The organism is Amorphoplanes digitatis (genome assembly GCF_014205335.1).
GTDB lineage: Bacteria > Actinomycetota > Actinomycetes > Mycobacteriales > Micromonosporaceae > Actinoplanes > Actinoplanes digitatus.
In genome coordinates this window covers 7,317,977-7,339,167 of the sequence record NZ_JACHNH010000001.1, presented here as the reverse complement: position 1 = coordinate 7,339,167, position 21,191 = coordinate 7,317,977, and the positions used below count along the sequence as shown (strand labels likewise).

1 protein-coding gene is annotated in these 21,191 nt (G+C 75.2%); it reads left to right on the top strand.

The features are described from left to right. Nucleotides 1-8 precede the first annotated feature (8 nt). A complete protein-coding gene (locus BJ971_RS32165; RefSeq protein WP_184996901.1) occupies nt 9-21,068 on the top strand; it encodes a non-ribosomal peptide synthetase in 21,060 nt (7,019 codons plus the stop codon). Nucleotides 21,069-21,191 lie beyond the last annotated feature (123 nt).

Here is a 21,191-nt window from a genome sequence, read left to right as displayed (position 1 = left end):
GGGAAAAGATGACGGCAGGGCTGCAGGGCTTCGAGGAGCTTCTCGCGCGGTGGAACAATCACACCCGGCCGGAGACGACCTCGACCGTGGTCGCCGACTTCATCGCACAGGCCGGGCGCACGCCCGACGCGCTGGCGCTGGTCGCCGGCGAGACCCGGCTGACCTACCGCGAGCTGAGCGGCCGGGTGCACGGCGTCGCCCGGCACCTGCGTGAGCGGGGCATCGGTGCCGAGGACACCGTCGGCATCGGCATGCCGCGCGGCGCGGAGATGGTCGTCGCGGTCCTCGCCGTCATGGTCGCCGGCGGCGCGTTCGTGCCGGTCGACCCGGCCTGGCCGGACCGGCGCCGCGAGCAGGTGCTGGCCGGCGCCCGGGTGCGCCTCACCCTGAGCGAGCAGGACGTCCGGCGGTACGGCGCGCAGCCCGCCGAGGCCGCCGACGCCGACATCGACGGCGGGCGCCTCGCGTACGTCATCTTCACCTCGGGCTCCACCGGCGAGCCCAAGGGCGCCATGATCCGCCACGAGGCCATCGCCGAGCGGCTGCGCTGGCAGGTCGAGCAGATCCTGCACTTCGGACCGGGCGACGCGTCGCTGTTCAAGGCGCCGCTCTCGTTCGACATCAGCGTCAACGAGATCCTGCTGCCGCTGGTCTCCGGCGGGTACGTCGTGGTGGCCGAGCCCGGCGGCGAGCGCGACCCGCAGTACCTGCTGGATCTCATCGCCACCGAGGGCGTGACCTTCGTCTACCTGGTCTCCTCCATGCTGGACGTGCTGTTGCAGCTCGCCCGCGGCACCCACCTGCTCGACGGCCTCAAGCACGTCTGGTGCGGCGGCGAGGTGCTCACCCCGGAGCTGTTCGACAGGTTCCGCGCCCAGCTCGCCACCACCCTGTACCACGGATACGGCCCCGCCGAGGCGACCATCGGCGTCTCGCACGTGATCTACCGCGACTCGGCCGAGCGGATCGCCACCTCGATCGGCCGGCCCAACCCGCACACCCAGCTCTACGTGCTCGACGACGACCTCAACCCGGTCGGCACCGGCGTCGCCGGCGAGCTGTACGCCGCCGGCTTCCTGCTCGGGCGCGGCTACGTCAACGCGCCGGCGCTGACCGGCGCCCGCTTCGTCGCGAACCCGTTCGGCGAGCCCGGCTCCCGGATGTACCGGACCGGCGACCTGGCCCGCTGGCACGGCGACGGCACCCTGGAGTTCGTCGGCCGCGCCGACAACCAGGTCAAGATCCGCGGCATGCGGCTCGAGCTCGAGGAGGTCGAGGCCGTCGTCGCCGGCCACCCCGCGGTCCGCCAGGCCGTCGTGCTCGTGCACGACCGGCACCTGATCGGGTACGCGGTGACGGACCGCGCGACCGCACCGGACGAGCTGCGCGAGTGGTGCGCGGACCGGCTGCCGGAGTACATGGTGCCGTCGGCGGTCGTGCTGCTTGACGCGTTCCCGCTGACCGCCAACGGCAAGGTGGACCGCCGCGCGCTGCCCGCGCCGGTGCTCGCCGGGGCGATCTCCCGGGCGCCCCGCACCCCGGCCGAGGCCGCGCTCTGCGAGGTCTTCGCCACGGTCCTGGGCCTTGCGGCGGTCGGCGCCGAGGACGACTTCTTCGCGCTGGGCGGCGACAGCATCGTCGCCATCGGCGCCGTGCGCGCCGCGCGCCGGGCCGGCTTCACCCTGCGCGCCCGGGACCTGTTCGCCAACCCGACGCCGGCCGCCCTCGCGCTGGTCGCCGGCGCGGCCGCCGAGCCGCAGGCCGACGCTGTCGACGCGATCGGCGCCGTGCCGCCGACGCCGATCGTCGCCTGGCTCGACGAGGTCGGCAACGGCATGGACGGCTTCTTCCAGGCGGTCACGCTGCGCACCCCGGAGGGACTGACCGTCGAGCGGCTGCACGAGCTTGTCGACGGCCTGCTCGCCGCGCACGACGTGCTCCGGGCGAGCGCCGACGGCGCCGTGCTGACCATCGCACCGGTCGGCGCGCTCACCGCCGCCGACGTCGTCACGCTCGACGAGGACCTGGACGCGACCGTCGCCCGGCTGAGCACCGGGCGGATGGTCGCCTTCTCGTTCCGGCCTGAGTCCCGGCGGCTGATCGTTGCCGTGCACCACGTCGTCGTCGACGGGGTCTCGCTGCGGGTGCTGGCCGAGGACCTGCGTAACGGGCTGCCGATCGCGCCCGCGCCGACCTCGTACCGCCGGTGGGCCACCGCGCTGTCCGGCGTGGACTTCACCGCGGACGCGGCCTACTGGGCCGGCGCCGCCGCCGAGCCGGTACGCCCGCTCGGCAGCCGGGCGCTGGATCCCGCGCGGGACACCGTGGCCACCGAGGAGACGCTGACCGTCACGCTGCCGCCGGAGGTCACCGAGCGGCTGCTCGGCGTCGTGCCCGCGGCCGTGCACGGCGGGGTCAACGACGCGCTCGTCGCCGCCCTGGTGCTGGCGATCTCGCCGGACGCGCCGCTGCTGCTCGAGCTCGAGGGGCACGGCCGCGAGGAGGACGCCGTCGACCTCGACCTGTCCCGCACGTTCGGCTGGTTCACCACGCTGTTCCCGGTCCGCCTCGACGTCACCGGCCTGTCCCCGGCGAGTGCGGTGAAGGCGGTCAAGGACCAGCTGCGGGCCGTGCCGCACAACGGCCTGTCGTACGGCGCCCTGCGCTACCTCGCGCCGCGGCCGGAGCTCGCCGTGCAGCCGCAGGTGCTCTTCAACTACCTCGGCCGGTTCGGCACGGACACCGGCGCCGACTGGGAGACCGTCGTCGACGGCGAGGTCGTGGTCGAGCGGCGCGATCCCCGGATGCCGCTGCCCCGGGCCCTGGAGGTCAACGCCGTCGCGGTCGACGCGGGCCTGTCGGCCACCTTCAGCTGGGCCACCGGCGTGCTGACCCGCGACCAGGTGCGCGAGTTCGCGCGGCGCTGGGTCGAGCTGCTGACCGGCATCGCCGCCGACCCGGCTGTCGCCGGCCACACACCCTCCGACTTCCCGCTGGTCGCCCTCGACCAGGCCGACGTGGACGCCCTCGGCGCCCGGGTCGCCGGCGTGCTGCCGCTGACGCCGCTCCAGGCCGGCCTCTACTTCCACGCCACCTACGCGCCCGGCGCCGACCCGTACGTCGTGCAGCAGCTCATCGAGCTGGACGGGCCGCTGGACGCCGAGCGGCTGCGGGAGGCCGCGGGCAAGCTGTTCGACCGCCACCCGAACCTGGCCGCCGCGTTCCGGCCGGTCGGCGGCGGCGAGGTCGTCGCCGTCCTCGGCGCCCGCCCGGCGCTGCCCTGGCGCCTGGTGGTCAGCGACGACGTCGAGGCCGTCGCCGCGGCCGAGCGCGCGGAGCCGTTCGACCTGGCCCGCCCGCCGGCCATGCGCTACGCGCTGGTCCGGCTCGCCGCGGACCGGCATGTCCTCGTGCAGACCGTGCACCACATCGTCGCCGACGGCTGGTCGGTGCCGCTGGTCCTCAACGACCTGCTCGCCCTGTACGCGGGCCGCGAGCTGCCGCCGGCACCGTCCTACCGCGACTTCCTCGCCCATCGCGGCACCGGCGACCCCGAGGCGTTCGCCCGCCTGCTCGACGGCGTCACCGAGCCGACGCTGCTCGCACCCGGCGCCTCCGCGCCCGCCGCCCGGGTCCGGGCCACCGTCGACGGCGCGGGGGTGCGTGCCGTCGCCCGCGCGTACGGGATCACCGTGAGCAACGTCCTCGCCGCCGCCTGGGGCGTCCTCGTCGGCCGCGTGACCGGCAGCAACGACGTCGTGTTCGGCTCGACGGTCTCGGGCCGGGGCGGCGATCTGCCCGGCGTCGACGCCATCGCCGGGCTGCTCATCAACACCGTGCCGGCCCGGGTCCGCTGGTCCGGCGACGGCATCCTCGCCGACGTGCTGCGCGGCTTCGCCGCGGCGCAGCGCGAGGTGGTCGACCACGAGCAGACCGCGCTCGCCGACGTGCAGCGCCGGATCGGCCTCACCGAGCTCTTCGACACCCTCGTGGTGATCGAGAACTATCCGGCGGCGTCCGCACCCGCGGACGGTGACGTGCGGATCGCCGGGATGAACGTGATCGAGGCACCGCACTACCCGGTGACGCTGATGGTCAAGCCCGGCGACACCATCGACGTCGACCTGACCCACCGCCTCGACCCGGCCGCCGCCGAGCTGCTGCTGGAGCAGTACCTCCGGGTGCTGGCCGCGTTCGCCGGCGACGCGTCGCGCCCGGTCGCCGCGCTCGACCTGCTCTCCGCCGCGCAGCGGGCCGAGGCGCTCGCGCTCGGCGTCGGCGGCCCGGCGGCGGCCGGCACCGACGTGCCCGCGATGATCGCCGCCGTCGACCCGGCCCGGATCGCGGTGCGCGGCGGCGCGACCGAGCTGACCTACGGCCGGCTGTGTGAGCGGGCCGGCGCGGTCGCGGCCGCGCTGCACGCCGCCGGCGTGCGCCGCGGCGACGTCGTGGCGGTCGCCACCCGGCGCACGGCCGAGCTTCCCGTCGCGCTGCTCGGCGTGCTGCGCGCCGGCGCCGCGTACCTGCCGGTCGACCCGGGTTATCCGGCCGCGCGGATCGAGTTCATGCTCGAGGACGCCGCGCCCGTCTGCCTGCTTGTCGACGACGCGAGCGCCCGCGCGCTGCCGCCGCACGAAGTTCCGGCCGTCCGGATCCGGGCCGTCGGCGCGGGTACGGCGCCCGAGGTTACGGTCGGTCCGCTCGACGCAGCGTCCGTCGTGTACACCTCCGGCTCGACCGGGCGGCCCAAGGCCGTCGTCGGCACCCACGCCGCGCTGGCCAATCGGCTCGCCTGGGCCCGGGACGCCTGGGCCGGCGAGGTGCGGGTCGCGAAGAGCTCGATGAGCTTCATCGACGGCACGACCGAGCTGCTCGGCGGCCTGGTCGCGGGCGCGACCGTCGTCGTGGCCGACGAGACGGCCGCCGCCGACGGCGCGGCCCTGGCCCGGCTCGTCGCCGACTCCGGCGCCACCCAGCTGCTCGCGGTGCCCAGCCTCGCCGCGGCCCTCGCCGAGACCGCGCCGGACCGGGTACGCGGCCTGCGGCGTTGGATCACCAGCGGCGAGGCACTGGACGCCGGCACCGTCGCGGCGCTCGCCGCGGCGTCGCCCGGCGCCACGATCGTCAACTCGTACGGCGCCAGCGAGAACACCGGCGATGTCCTCGCCGGCGAGGTGGTCGTCGGCGCGCCGGTCACGCTCGGCCGGGCCGTGCCCGGTGTCCGGGTGTACCTGCTCGACGCCGCGCTCGACCCGGTCGCGCCCGGCGCGGTCGGCGAGATCTACGTCGGCGGCGTGCAGCTCGCCCGGGGCTACCGGGGACAGGGCGGCGCGACCGCGGCCCGCTTCGTCGCCGACCCGTTCACGCCCGGCGAGCGGCTGTACCGCACCGGCGACCTGGGCCGCTGGGTCGCAGACACCGTCGAGTTCCTGGGCCGCAACGACGACCAGGTCAAGGTCAACGGGCACCGGGTGGAGCTGGCCGAGGTCGAGGCGGCGCTGCTGCGGCGCCTCGGCGTGCGGGAGGCCGTCGCGGTCGCGCGCAACCGTTCGAGCCTGCACGGGTACGTGGTCGCCGCGGCGGGGGAGACGATCGACCCGCAAGCTCTGCTCGCGGCCCTGCGCGAGGAGCTGCCCGCGTACCTGGTGCCGGCGACGGTGACCGTGCTGGACGCCGTACCGCTGCTGCCGAACGGCAAGCGGGACCGGCGCGCCCTGCCGGACCCGGCCGCCGCCGTCGCGGCACCGCCGCGCACCCCGCGCGAGGCGCTGGTCTGCGCCCGGCTCGCGGCCGTGCTCGGCGCCGCGACCGTCGGGGTGCACGACGACTTCTTCGCCGTCGGCGGCGACAGCATCTCGGCCATCCGCCTCGTCAACCTGCTCGCACAGGACGGGATCGTGCTCTCCACCCAGGACGTCTTCCGCGCACGCACCGCCGCCGCGATCGCCGCCACCAACGAGCCGGCCGTCGCCGGGCGCCTGCGGCCGACGGTCGAGCTGACCGACGAGGAGGTCGACGCCGTCGTCGCGGCCTCGCCGGTGCCGGTCGCCGACATCTGGGCGCTGTCGCCGTTGCAGCAGGGCGTCTACTACCAGGCCACCTACTCCGACGGCGCGAACACCTACATCGCGCAGAACGTCTTCGACCTGGACCGCCGGATCGACGTGCCCGCCCTGGAGGCGGCGTTCGCCGCGCTGCTCGACCGGCACCCCACGCTGCGGGCCGGCTTCACCGGCGACCCGCGGCCGCTCCAGTACATCGGCGCGCGCGTGCCGGCGGTCGTCGCCGTCGCCGAGGGCGACGCGGAGCGGATCACCGTCGAGGACCGCGAGCGCCCGTTCGACCTCGCGAACCCGCCGCTGATCCGGCTCACCGTCGTGCGCAACCCGGACGGCACCGACCGGCTGCTGCTCACCTGCCACTTCCTGCTCTGGGACGGCTGGTCGCGCGAGCTGGTCCTGCGGGAGCTGTTCGCGCTCTACGACTCGCGCGGCGCCCGCGGCGTACTGCCCGCAGACGGGCCGGGGTTCCCGGACTACCTGGCGTGGATCGCCGAGCAGGACACCGCCGCGTCCGCCGCCGCCTGGAAGGCCGTCCTCGACGAGCCGACAATCGTCGTGCCCGCCGCCGCCGGGCTCGAGCCGATGCTCTCCGAGCGGATCCTCGCCGCGCTGCCGACCGCGGTCAGCGGCCGGCTCCAGGAGCAGGCGCGCCGGGCCGGCGTCACGCTGAACTCGGTGCTCACCGCCGCGCTCGGGCTCGTGCTCGGCCACCGCACCGGCCGCGGCGACGTCACCTTCGGCACCACCGTCGCGGGCCGCCCGACGGACCTGCCCGGCATCGAGAACGTCATCGGCCTGTTCCTCAACACCGTGCCCGCCCGGGTCGCCGCCGCGCCCGGCACGTCCGTCGCCGACCTGGCCCGCCGGGCGCAGCAGGACCGGATCGACCTGGCGCCGCACGAGTACCTCGGCCTTGGCGACATCCAGCGCGCGGCCGGCCACGACCAGCTCTTCGACACCCTGTACGTGCTACAGAACTTCCTCGCCGACAGCACGTTCGACGACCTCGAGGCCGCGCAGGGCATCGTCGACGTGGAGTACACCGACACCACGCACTACCCGCTGACCTGGGTGCTGACGCCGGGCGCGAACCTGCGGATCAAGCTGGAGTACCGGCCCGACGTGGTCACCGCGGCCGAGGCCCGGTCGATGGTGGACTCGCTCGTCGCGGTCCTGCGCGCGCTCGCCGACGGCCTGGACGTGCCCGCCGGCTCGCTGCCGCTCGGTGCGGATGACCGGATGGACGGCCGGGCCGCCGAGATCCCTGACGAGACCATCGCCGAGATGCTGGCGGCGCAGGCCGCGCGCACCCCGGCGGCCGTCGCGCTGGTCTTCGGCGACGAGCGCCTGACCTACGCCGAGCTGGACGCCCGGATCGACGCCGTGGCCCGCGGGCTGGTCGCCCGCGGCGCCGGGCCCGAGCGGATCGTTGCGCTGGCGCTGCCGCGCGGCATCGACATGGTGGTCGCGCTCTTCGCCGTGCTGCGCGCCGGCGCCGCGTACCTGCCGCTCGACCTGGACCTGCCCGAGGACCGGCGGCAGACCATGATCGAGGACGCGCGGCCGCTGCTCGTGCTGACCTCGCTGGACGGCCTCGCGTGCGAGGACGGCCCGGTCGCGCACCCGGACTTCGCCACGGACCGGATGGACCGGCCCGCGTACGTGATCTACACCTCCGGCTCGACCGGGCGGCCCAAGGGCGTCGTCACGCCGTACCGGGGGCTGACGAACATGCAGCTCAACCACCGGGCGGAGATCTTCGACCCGACCGTGGCGCGGGCGCGGGCCGCGGGCGTCGAGCGGCTGCGGATCGCGCACACGGTGAGCTTCTCGTTCGACATGTCGTGGGAGGAGCTGCTCTGGCTCGTCGAGGGCCACGAGGTGCACGTCTGCGACGAGGAGTTGCGGCGCGACGCGACCGCGCTCGTCGCGTACTGCCACTCGCGCGGCATCGACGTCATCAACGTGACACCGACCTACGCGCACCACCTCTTCGACGAGGGCCTGCTGGACGGGCACCGGATGTGGCTCGTGCTGCTCGGCGGCGAGGCGGTCACCGAGGCGGTCTGGTCGCGGCTGAGCGACCCGGACGGCCCGACCGGCTACAACCTGTACGGCCCCACCGAGTACACGATCAACACCCTCGGCGCGGGGACCGGCGACAGCGGCACCCCGACGGTCGGCAAGCCCATCTTCAACACGCAGGGGTACGTGCTCGACGGCTGGCTGCGGCCCGTGCCGCGCGGCGTCGTCGGCGAGCTGTACATCGCGGGCGCCGGGCTGGCCCGCGGCTACCTGGACCGGCCCGGCCTTACCGCGTCCCGCTTCATCGCGGGCCCCGGCGGCGGCCGCCTCTACCGCACCGGCGACCTGGTGCGCGAGCGCGCCGACGGCAACCTGGACTTCCTGGGCCGCAGCGACGACCAGGTGAAGATCCGCGGCTACCGGATCGAACTGGGCGAGGTCGAGGCCGCGGTCGCCGCGGTGCCCGGCGTACGCCAGTCGGCCGTCCTGGCCCGCGACGGCAAGCTGCACGCCTACCTGGTCGGCGGCGCCTCGCCCGGCGACGTGCGCGCGGCCCTGATCGAGCGGCTGCCGTCCTACATGGTCCCGTCGCTCTACGCCGTCGTGGACGCGCTGCCGCTGACCGTGAACGGCAAGCTCGACACCGCCGCGCTGCCGCCGGCGGAACCGATCATGTCCGCCGCCCGGGGACCGCGCGACGAGCGGGAGGCGCTGCTCTGCGCCCTCTACGCCGACGTACTCGGCCTGCCGGTGGTCGGCATCGACGACGACTTCTTCGCCATCGGCGGCGACAGCATCTCGTCCATCGCCGTCGCCGGGCGCGCCCGCAAGGCCGGCCTTCACGTGACACCGCGTGACGTGTTCCGCCGCCGCACGGTGCAGGCGCTCGCCGCGGCGCTGCCCGCCGCGACCGTCGAGGTGCGCACCGACACCGGCGTCGGCGACGTGGCGCTCACCCCGATGCTCGCCGAGACGGTGAAGTCCGCGACGCCGCTCGGCAACTTCTACCAGTCGATGGCCTGGCACACCCCGGCGGCGCTGACCCGGGCGCAGCTCGAGGCGATCCTCCAGGCGCTGCTCGACCGGCACGACCTGCTCCGCGCGAGCTTCGACGGCACCCTGCACGTGCCCGCGCCCGGCCTGACCGCCACCGGCCTGCTCACCGAGGGGCCGATCGACGAGGCCGCCGAGGTGGCCCGGCTGGACCCGGCGCGCGGCATCATGCTGCGCGCCGCCTGGGACGGCCGCACGCTGCTGCTGGTCATCCACCACCTGGTGATCGACGGCGTCTCCTGGCGCATCATCACCGGCGACCTGGCCCGCGGCTGGGCCGACGTCTGCGCCGGCCGCCCGGTCACGCTGGACGAGGTCGGCGCGTCGTTCCGCACGTTCGCGGCGACGCAGGCGTTCCACGACGAGCAGGCCGGCTTCTGGCGCGCGACGCTTGCCGACCCGGGCCCGGACCTGGGCGACCGGCCCGTCGACCCGGCCGTCGACACCGCCGCGACGGTCCGCTCCATCACCGTCGCCCTGCCGGCCGACGTCACCGTCCCGCTGCTCTCCAGCGTCCCCGCCGCCATGTACGGCGGCGTCAACGACGTGCTGCTCACCGGCCTGGCGGTCGCCGTCAACCGCTGGCGCGGCGCCTCCGCGCCCGTGCTGGTCAGCCTCGAGGGCCACGGCCGCACCGGCGACCTCGACCTGTCCCGCACGATCGGCTGGTTCACCGCGATCCATCCGGTCCGGCTCGACCCCGGCACCGGCGACATCGCCGCCGCGGCCCGCGCGATCAAGGAACAGCTGCGCGCGGTGCCGGCCGACGGCATCGGGTACGGCCACCTGCGCTGGCTGCGCGACGAGGACCTCGGCCCGGCGCCGCAGATCCTGTTCAACTACCTCGGCCGCTTCGGCGCCGGGGAGCGCGGCGTCGACTGGAGCCCCGCGGCGCCGCTGCGCGAGGGCGTCGACCCGGCCAACCCGGCGATGCCGCTGGAGATCAACGCGCACGCCACCGGCGACGTCTTCACCGCGACGCTCTCCTGGCCGGCGGGCATCCTCGCCGAGGAGCGGGTCATCGCGCTCGGCGAGCAGTGGATGGCCGCGCTGCGCGAGCTGGCCGGTGCCGACGTCGGCGGGCACACCCCGTCGGACTTCCCGCTGGTGTCGCTGACCCAGGACGACGTGGACGCGTTCGCCGACGCCGCCGACGTGCTGCCCCTGCTGCCGCTCCAGGAGGGCATGTACTTCCACTCGGTCGTCTCCGAGGTGGACACGTACGCGGTGCAGCAGGTCGCCGAGCTGACCGGCGCGGTCGACCCGGCCCGGCTGCGGCGCGCGGTCGAGGCGGCGGTGCGCCGCCACGACGCGCTGCGCGCCTCCTTCCGGGAGCTCGGCGACGGCCGGATAGTCCAGGTCGTCGCCGCCGACGTGCAGGTGCCGTGGCGCGAGTACCAGGCCGACACGGCCGAGCGACTGGCGGAGATCGCGGCCGCCGAGCTGGCGCAGCCGTTCGACCTGGCGCACCCGCCCGTGCTGCGCTACGCGCTGGTCTCGCTCGGCGACACCGAGCACCGGCTGATCGAGACGATGCACCACATCCTCGCCGACGGCTGGTCGTACCCGCTGGTCTTCTCCGACGTCGTCGCCGCGTACCACGGTAGGGAGCTGGCGGCACCCGGAGTGACTTTCCGCGACCACGTCGAGTCCGTGGTCACCCGCGACCGCGATGCCGCGCGCGCCGCCTGGGCCACCGCCCTGTCCGGCGTGGAGCCGACCGCGCTCTACCCGGACGTCACCACGGTCTCGCACCACGACAGCGCCTTCGCCGTCTTCGAGCGCACCGGCGAGCTGGCGGAGGCGGCCCGGGCGAACGGCGTCACCGTCAGCACCCTGGTGCACGGCGCGTGGGGCCTGCTGCTGGGCCGGCTGCTCGGCCGCGACCGGGTGGTGTTCGGCTCGACCGTCTCCGGCCGCGGCGGCGAACTGCCCGGCGTGGAGTCGATCGTCGGCCTGCTGATCAACACCGTGCCGGTGCCGATGGCCTGGCGGCCCGACGAGCCGCTCGGCGAGGTGCTGCGCCGCCTCCAGGAGCAGCAGACGGACGTGCTCGACGTGCAGCAGGTCGGCCTCGCCGAGCTCAACCGGCTGGCCGGGGTCCGTGAGCTGTTCGACTCGATGGTGGTGGTGGAGAACTTCCCGTCGGTCGACGGCGGCGACGCCGAGGGCCTCGGCGTGCGCGGCTTCACCGGCACGGACTCGCCGCACTATCCGGTCTCGCTCGTCGCGTTCCCGGGCGAGCACCTGACCCTGGAGATCAAGTACGACGCGGCCATCGGCGCCGCGTCCGCGCAGCGCCTTGCCGGCCTCGTGCACCGCGTCCTGGACCAGTTCGCCGACGGGCTCGACCGGCCGGTCGCCGCCCTGGACCTCGGCGCGGCCTCGTCCGGCGGCGAGGCACTCGAGGTACGCGAGGCGACGCTGGACCTGTCGCTCACGCACCCGGACGCCGTCGCGGTGACCGCGGGGGAGACCGCCCTGACCTACGCCGAGCTGGAGTCGCGCGCCAACCGGCTCGCGCACGAGCTCATCGCCCGCGGCGTGCGGCGCGAGTCCCGCGTCGCCGTGATCCTGCCGCGCGGCGCCGACCTGATCGTGGCGCTGCTGGCCGTGGTCAAGGCCGGCGGCTGCTATGTGCCGGTCGACACCGGCGCGCCGGCGTCGCGGCAGGAGTACATCCTCGCGGACGCCGACCCGGTCTGCGTGATCGGCGAGGGCGGCATCGCCGTCGACGCACGCACGCGGCCGGATACCCGCCCGGCCGTCGACCTGAGCCCGGACAATGCCGCGTACGTGATCTACACGTCCGGCTCGACCGGCAAGCCCAAGGGCGTGGTCGTGACCCACCGGGACGTGCGGGCGCTCTTCGCCGCCGCCGAGCGGCTCTTCGACTTCGGCGCCGACGACGTGTGGACGATGTTCCACTCGTACGCGTTCGACTTCTCGGTCTGGGAGCTGTGGGGCCCGCTGCTGCACGGCGGCCGTCTCGTCGTCGTGCCGCACGACGTGGCCCGCGACCCGCGGCGCTTCCGGGCGCTGCTGCGCACCGAGGGCGTCACGGTGCTCAACCAGACCCCGTCGGCGTTCTACCCGCTGATCGAGGCCGACGCGGACGAGCCGGACCGGCTGCCGCTGCGCTACGTCGTCTTCGGCGGCGAGGCGCTCGACCTGTCCCGGCTCACCGCCTGGTACGCCCGCAACGAGGCACCCCAACTGGTCAACATGTACGGCATCACCGAGACCACCGTGCACGTCTCGTTCCGGGCGCTGCGGCCGGACGACGTGACCCGGCCCAGCGTCATCGGCGCCGCGCTGCCCGGGCTGACCGTGCACGTGCTCGACGCGTACCTGCGGCCGGTGCCGGAGGGCGTGACCGGCGAGATCTACGTCGCCGGCGACCAGCTCGCCCGCGGTTACCTGGACCGGCCCGCGCTGACCGCGTCCCGGTTCGTGGCCGACCCGTACGGCCCGGGCCGCCTGTACCGCTCCGGCGACCTGGCCCGCTGGGAGGACGGCGAGCTGGTCTACCTGGGCCGGTCCGACCACCAGGTGAAGATCCGCGGCTACCGCATCGAGCTGGGCGAGATCACCTCGGCGCTGCTGTCGCTGGGCGGAGTCTCGGACGCGGCGGTGATCCTGCGGGACCGCCGGCTGGTGGCCTACCTGGTCGCCCGCGCCGGTACCCGGCCGGACGCCGACGCGATCCGGGCGCACCTGGCCACCGTGCTGCCGGACTACATGGTCCCGGCGGCGTTCGTGACGCTGCCCGCCCTGCCGCTGACCGTCAACGGCAAGCTCGACCGCGACGCGCTGCCCGAGCCGGTCCGCGAGGCGCCGGCCGCGGTGACCGCCGCCGGTGAGCCGGCCGCGGTCACCGCGCTGCGCGAGCTGTTCGCCGAGGTCCTCGGCCTCGGCGCGGTGCCGGCCGACGGCGACTTCTTCGCACTCGGCGGCGACAGCATCGTCGCCATCCAGCTGGTCAACCGGGCCCGGCGCGCCGGCGTCAAGCTGTCGCCGCGCGACGTCTTCCTGCTGCGTACGCCGCAGGCGCTGGCCGGGCCGGACGCGCAGGCCGCGCCGGCCGCTCCGGCGGCCGCGCCGGGCGACGGCGTCGGCGAGGTGGCGCTGCTGCCGATCGTGCACCGGCTGGCCGAGCTCGGCGGCGGCATCAACCGCCTGCACCAGGCGGACCTGCTGCGCACGCCGCCCGGCGCCACCGAGGCCCGCCTGCGGCGGGCGCTGGACGCCCTGGTCGCCCGCCACGACGCGCTGCGCCTGCGGCTGAGCCGCCCGGCGCCGATGCTCTGGTCACAGGAGGTGACCGCGACCGGCGGGTACACCCTGACCGTGGTCGACGGCGCCGAACCGGACGTCATCGCCCGCGAGGCCGAGGCGGCCGTCGCCCGGCTCGACCCCGACGCCGGCGACGTCCTCCAGGCCGTCTTCTTCGACGCCGGCCCGGACCGGCAGGGCCGCCTGCTGCTTGTCGCGCACCACCTCGTCGTCGACGGGGTGAGCTGGCACATCCTCGCGGAGGACCTGCGCCAGGCGTACGAGGGCCGCACGCTCGAACCGGTCGGCACGTCGCTGCGCACGTTCGCGCGTCAGCTCACCGAGGAGGCCGGCGCCGCGGCCCGGCTGGCCGAGTTCCCGGCCTGGCAGCGGATCCTCGCGCCCGGCGGCGAGCTCAAGGCGGACGCGCAGACCTTCGGCCTGACCGTCGGGCAGACCCGCGACCACGAGATCCGGGTACCCGTCGACCCGTCGCTGCTCGGCGGCGACGTCACCGCGAAGCTGCTGGCCGCACTGCACGCCGCGGTCGGCGAGTGGCGCGGCGACGACGCGGACCTGGTGGTCGACCTGGAACGGCACGGCCGCGAGCCGATCGGCGACGCCGACCTGTCCCGCACGGTCGGCTGGTTCACCTCCGTCTCGCCGGTACGCCTGCCCGCGCCGAGCACCGACGACGGCCTCGGCTTCGGCCTGCTGCGCTACGTCAACCCGCGCTCGGCCGCCGCCCTGTCCCGGCTCGGCACGCCGCAGGTGCTCTTCAACTACCTGGGCCGGTTCGCGAGCGACGACGCCGACTGGGCGTCGGCCGACGAGGACATCCGGGTCCGGCCCGACGACGACCTCGGCACGCCGTACCTGTTGGAGATCAACGCCTGGGTCCGCGGCGGTGAGCTGCACGCGGTACTTACCTACGCCGACGAGGGCCTCGGCGCGGATGCCACCCGGGCGATCGCGGACGGCTGGGCCGCGGCGCTGGCACCGGCCGAGCGGCAGTGGCCGCTGTCGCCGCTACAGGACGGCCTGTTCTTCCAGGCGAAGCTGGCCGGCGACGCCGACGTCTACATCGCGCAGAACGCGTTCGACGTCGACTACCGGCTCGACGTGCCCGCCCTCGAGCGTGCCTTCGCGGCCGTGCTGCATGCCAACCCGGCGGCACGCCTCGGCTTCACCGACGAGGGCCGCGACAAGCCGGTGGCGATCCTCGGCACCGAGGTTCCGGCCGCCGTCGAGGTCGTCGAGCTCGACGACGAATCGCGGCTCGACGACATCATGGCCGCCGACCGGGCCCGCCCGTTCGACCTGGCCAGCCCGCCGCTGGCCCGGCTCACCGTGGTCCGGCTGCCCGGCGGCCGGGACCGGCTGCTCTTCACCTACCACCTGCTGCTCTGGGACGGCTGGTCCCGCGAACTGGTGCTGCGCGACCTGTTCGGCGCGTACGCGGGCCGGCCCATCGCGGAGAAGAGCGCGAGCTTCACCGACTACCTGGACTGGCTGGCGCGGCAGGACACCGAGGCGTCGGCGCGCGCCTGGGCGGCGTCGCTCGGCGAGCCGACCATCCTGTACCCGGCCGCCGCCGGCACCCAGCCGGTCCTCGCGACAAGCCTCGCCCTCCAGCTGACCGAGGCGCAGACCGCCCGGCTCACCGAGCAGGCCCGGTCCGCGGGCGTCACCCTCAACACCGTGCTGAGCACCGCGCTGGGCATCGTGCTGAGCCACGCGTCCGGGCGCACCGAGGCCGTCTTCGGCACCACCGTCGCCGGGCGCCCCACCGAGCTCGACGGCATCGACGAGGTCGTCGGCGTCTTCCTCAACACCGTCCCGCAGCGGGTCACCCTCACGGCCGCGGAGCCGGTCGGCGACGTGCTGCGGCGGGTGCAGGCCGAGCGGATCGACCTGATGGCCCACGAATACCTCGGCCTCGGCGACATCCAGCGCGCCGCCGGGCGCGGCCAGCTCTTCGACAACCTGTACGTGCTCCAGAACTTCCTCGACGACGACACGTTCACCGACCTGGAGTCCGAGCACGGCATCGTCGGCATCGAGGCGGTCGACGCCACCCACTACCCGCTGACCTGGGTCGCCACCCCCGGACGCGAGCTGCGGATCCGGCTGGAGTACCGGTCCGACGTGGTCGCCGAGGCGCAGGCGCGGTCCCTGCTCGCCCGGCTCGGCCGGGTGCTGCGGACCCTGGACGTGTCCGCGCCGGTCGCCGCCGTCGCCCTGCCCGTTCCGCCGCCGCAGCTCGGCCACGCGGCGGAGATCCCCGACCTGACCATCGCGGAGATGCTCGCCCGGCAGGCCGCGGACACCCCGGCGGCGGCCGCGCTGACCCACGACGGCGTCACCCTCAGCTACGCCGAGCTGGACGGCCGGGTCAGCGCCGTCGCCCGGGGGCTGCGTGCCCGCGGCGCCGGTCCCGAGAGCATCGTGGGTCTCGCGATGCCGCGCGGCATCGACATGGTCGTCGCGCTCTTCGCCGTGCTGCGCGCCGGCGCCGCCTACCTGCCGCTCGACCTGGACCTGCCGGCCGAGCGCCGGCAGGACATGATCGACGACGCGGAGCCGCTGCTCGTGCTCGAATCGCTGGCCGGGCTGTACCAGGAGGTCGGCGAGCCGTGGCTGGCCGACTTCGCGCCGGGCACGCCCGGGCGGCTGGACCGGCCGGCGTACGTCATCTACACCTCCGGGTCGACCGGGCGGCCCAAGGGCGTCGTCACGCCGTACCGGGGGCTGACGAACATGCAGCTCAACCACCGCGACGCGATCTTCGGCCCGACCGTCGCCGCGGCCGGCGGCCGGATCCTGACCATCGCGCACACGGTGAGCTTCTCCTTCGACATGTCCTGGGAGGAGCTGCTCTGGCTCGTCGAGGGCCACCACGTGCACGTCGCCGACGAGGAGCTGCGGCGCGACGGGCGGGCCCTGGTCGCCTACTGCGCCGCGCACCGGGTCGACGTCGTCAACCTCACGCCAACGTACGCGCAGGCGCTGCTGGACGAGGGCCTGCTCGACGGCGACCACCGCCCGTGCCTGGTGCTGCTCGGCGGCGAGGCCGTCTCCGAGAAGCTCTGGGCGGTGCTGCGCGACACGGACGGCGTGGCCGGCTACAACCTCTACGGCCCCACCGAATACACGATCAACACCCTGGGCGGCGGCACGTCCGACAGCCACACCGCGACCGTCGGCCGGCCGATCTGGAACACCACCGGCTACATCCTGGACGGCTGGCTGCGCCCGGTGCCGCCCGGCGTCGCCGGGGAGCTGTACATCGCCGGCGCCGGGCTGGCCCGCGGGTACCTGAACCGGCCGGGCCTGACCGCCTCGCGCTTCGTCGCGGGGCCGGGCGGTAGCCGGCTGTACCGCACCGGCGACCTGGTCCGCGAGCGCGCCGACGGCAACCTGGACTTCCTCGGCCGCACCGACGACCAGGTGAAGATCCGCGGCTACCGGATCGAGCTCGGCGAGGTGGAGACGGCCGTCTCCGCGGTGCCCGGCGTCCGGCAGTCCGCGGTGCTCGCCCGCGACGGGGCGTTGCACGCCTACCTGGTCGGTTCCGTGGCGCCCGCGGTGGTGAAGGCCGCCCTCGCCGAGCGCCTGCCGTCCTACATGGTCCCGTCGCTGTACGCCGTCGTCGACGTGCTGCCGCTGACCGTCAACGGCAAGCTCGACGCCGCCGCGCTGCCCGCGCCCGCGCCCGTCGCCACCGAGTCCCGGCCGCCCGCCGACGACCGGGAACGGCGGCTCTGCGAGCTGTTCGCGGAGGTGCTCGGCCTGCCCTCGTTCGGCGTCGAGGACGACTTCTTCGACGCGGGCGGGCACTCGCTGACCGCGCTGCGGCTGCTCGGCCGGGTCCGCGCCGAGCTCGGCGGGGACCTGTCGCTGCGGGCGCTGTTCGATGCCCGTACCCCGGAACGGCTGGCCCGGATCACCGGCGGCCCGGCGCGGGCCGCCCTCGCCGTGCGGCAGCGGCCCGAGGTTCTGCCGCTCTCCCCGGCGCAGGAGCGGCTCTGGCTGCTCGACCAGCTCGACCCCGGCTCCAGCGCCTACAACTACCCGCTGCTGGTCCGCCTCGGCGGGCGGATCGACGTGCCCGCGCTGTCGCTCGCCCTCGCCGACGTGGTGTCCCGGCACGAGGTGCTGCGCACGCTGATCGTCGCCGGTGCGCAGCACATCGCCGCCGCGCCGGCCTCGATCCCGGTGCTGCGCGACGTCACCGTCGACGACCTCGTCGGCCGCCCGTTCGACCTCTCCGCCGACCTGCCGATCCGGGCCGCGGTCGTCGAGGACGGCGACAGCACGGTGCTCGCGCTGGTGCTGCACCACATCGCGATGGACGAGTGGTCCGACGGGCCGCTGCTGCGCGACCTGAGCACCGCCTACCTGGCCCGCGCGCAGGGCCGGGCGCCGGACTTCACCCCGCTGACCGTCCAGTACGCCGACTACGCGCTCTCCCTCGCCGACAACCCCGCCGACCTGGACTTCTGGCGGTCGGCCCTGCGCGGGCTGCCCGACGAGACCACCCTGCCCGCCGACGGCCCGCGCGCCGCCGGGCGCAAGCGTGCCGGGCTCGTCAGCGCCGCGCTGCCGGCCGGGCTGATCGACCCGCTGCGGGAGATCGCCCGGTGCGAGTCCGCCAGCCTCTTCATGGCCCTGCACGCCGCGCTCGCCGTGCTGCTCTCCCGGCACGGCGCCGGCACCGACGTGCCGATCGGCAGCCCCACCTCGGGACGCGGCGACGCCGCGCTGGACGACCTGGTCGGCTTCTTCGTCAACACCGTCGTACTGCGCACCGACCTGGCCGGCGACCCCACCTTCGCGGAGCTGCTGCGCCGGGTGCGCGCCGCGGACCTGGCCGCGTTCGAGCACGCCGGCGTGCCGTTCCAACAGGTGGTCGAGCTGGTCAACCCGCCGCGGGTGCCGGGCCGCAACCCGCTGTTCCAGGCGATGATCGGCTACTTCCACCGGCCCACGGACGGCGGCCCGGTGCTCGGGCTGCCGGTCCTTGCCGCGCCGGAGTTCGCCGCCGACCCGAAGGTCGACCTGAACGTCACCTTCGTCGACGGCGGCGCCGACGGGGTCGAGGTGACCTGCGAGTACGACGCCGGCCGGTTCGAGCCGGAGACCGCACGGCGGCTGCTGGACCGGCTCACCCGGCTGCTGTCGGCGTTCGGTGCCGACCCGGACCTGTGCGTCGGCGACGCCGACCTGCTCACCGACGCCGACCGGCGCGACCTGGACGCGTTGTCGGCCGGGACCGCCGCCGCGCCGGCCGAGCCCTGGTTCGCCGCCCTGTCGCGGCACCAGGGCGAGGCGCTCGTCGCGGACAGCGTCTCGTGGAGCTACGCCGAACTGGACCGCGCCTCGGACGCGGTCGCCGCCGCGCTCGCCGCGCGGGGGATCGGCGCCGAGAGCATCGTCGGCATCAGCCTGCCCCGCTCGGCCGAGCTGGTCGTCGCCGTGCTCGGCGTGGCCAAGGCGGGCGCCGCCTACCTGCCGCTCGACCCGGCATTCCCGCCCGCCCGGCTGGCCTTCATGATCGAGGACGCGCGACCCGCGGCGATCATCGACTCGTCGTTCCTGGCGGCAGTTCCGGCCGCCGCCGCGCCCGCCGTGGTGACCCGGCCCGGGCAGGCCGCGTACGTCATCTACACCTCCGGCTCGACCGGACGGCCCAAGGGCGTCGTCGTCACCGAACGGGACCTGCGGACGTTCCTGGCCGCCGTACCGCTGAAGCCGGACGACCGGCTGCTCGCGGTCACCACGCTGTCGTTCGACATCTCCGTGCTGGAGCTGATGGGCCCGCTGCTGGCCGGCGGCACGATCGTGCTCGCCTCGCCCGCACAGGTGAGCGACCCGCTGCTGCTGACCGCCCTGCTGCGCGAGCAGCGGATCACCGCGATGCAGGCGACCCCGGCGCTCTGGGCGGCCCTGCTGGAGTCGTCCGACGTGGACCTCTCCGGTATCCGGGCGCTGGTCGGCGGCGAGGCGCTGCCGGCGTCGCTGGCCGCCGCGCTCCTCGACCGCGCCGCCTCGGTGACGAACCTGTACGGCCCCACCGAGGTCACCGTCTGGGCGACGGCCGACGAGGTCGGGCCGGGCTGGGACGGCACCATCGGCCGGCCCCTGCCCGGCACCACCGCGCACGTGCTCGACGAGCGGCTGCGCCCGGTGCCGCCGGGCGTGGTGGGCGAGTTGTACCTCGGCGGCGACCAGGTCACCCGCGGCTATCTGGGCCGCCCGGCGCTCACCGCGTCCCGGTTCGTGGCCGCGCCCGGCGGCCGGCGGCTCTACCGCACCGGCGACCTGGTCACGTTCCGCGAGGGGCGGCTGCGCTACCTCGGCCGCACCGACCACCAGGTCAAGGTGCGCGGTTTCCGCATCGAACTCGGCGAGATCGAGGCCGTCGCCCTCGCACACCCGGACGTCACCCGCGCCGTCGTGGTCGCCCGCGGCGACCGGCTGGTGGCGTACCTGACCACGACCGACGGCGCCGTGCCGGCCGGGCTGTGGGAGGACGCGCTGCCCGGCTACATGGTCCCGGCGGTGTGCCACGTGCTCGACGCGCTGCCGCTCACCCCGAACGGCAAGGTCGACCGGGCCGCGCTGCCGGACATCGCCGTCACCGCCACCGGTACGCGCCCCCGGTCGCGCACCGAGGCGGCCGTCGCGGCCCTGGTGAGCGAGGTGCTCGGCGTCGAGTCGGTCGGGGTGCACGACGACTTCTTCGCGCTCGGCGGGCACTCCCTGCTGCTGGTCCGGCTGGCGACCGCGCTGCGCCGCGAACTCGGCGCCGACGTGCCCGTCGCCCGGCTCTTCACCGCGCCGACGGTCGCCGGCGTGGCCCGCCTGCTCGCCGACGACGCGCCCGCCGGCGACGCGCTGGCGCCGGTCCTGGTGCTGCATCCCGGCGGCGCCGAGCCGCCGCTGTTCTGCCTGGCACCGGCGAGCGGTCTGAGCTGGCAGTTCGCCGGCCTCAAGCGGTACCTGCCCGAGTCGGTCCCGCTGGTCGGGCTCCAGTCGCCGCTGCTGTCCGGCGCCGAACTGCCCGAGACGATGTCCGCGCTCGCCGAGGCACACGCGGACCGGGTGGCCGCCGCCTGGCCGGCCGGGCCGGTGCGGCTGCTCGGCTGGTCGTTCGGCGGGGCGCTGGCGCTGTGCGTGGCCGCCACGCTGCGCCGGCGCGGTCGGTCGGTGAGCTTCGTCGGAATGCTGGACGCCCGGCGCGACGCGGTGCAGGCGCCGTCCACGGTGGCGGCGCTGCTCACCGAGATGGGCTACGCCGTCACCGACCCCGACCTGTCGGTCGCCGACGCGGTCGGGTTCGTGCGGGCGGCGGGCGGGAGCGTGGCCGCGCTCACCGACGAGCAGATCGCCCTGGTACTGGAGAACTACCTGGCCGCCGACCGGCTGCTGGCGGGCGCCGAGTACCCGTCCTACGCCGGCGAGCTCTTCTTCGTCGAGGCGACCGTCGCGGAGCCGGGCTTCGAGGGCCCGGCGGCACCGGCCTGGCGGCCACTGGTCGGAGGCGTCGAGGTGCACGAGCTGCCGGTCGGCCACTCGGAACTGCTCGATCCGGCCACCCTGGAACGCCTCGGCCCACTACTGGCGAGCAGGCTGGCGTCCGGCTCGTAACCGAATCCCGTATGAAGCCGGTCGTGTGGCGACCGCTTTTCCAGCCGCCCGTGATTGACGAATTGAGGGCGAGGGACACCCAGCCAGCCATGCGGCCTGCAGAGTGTGTCCCTCGCCCTCAGC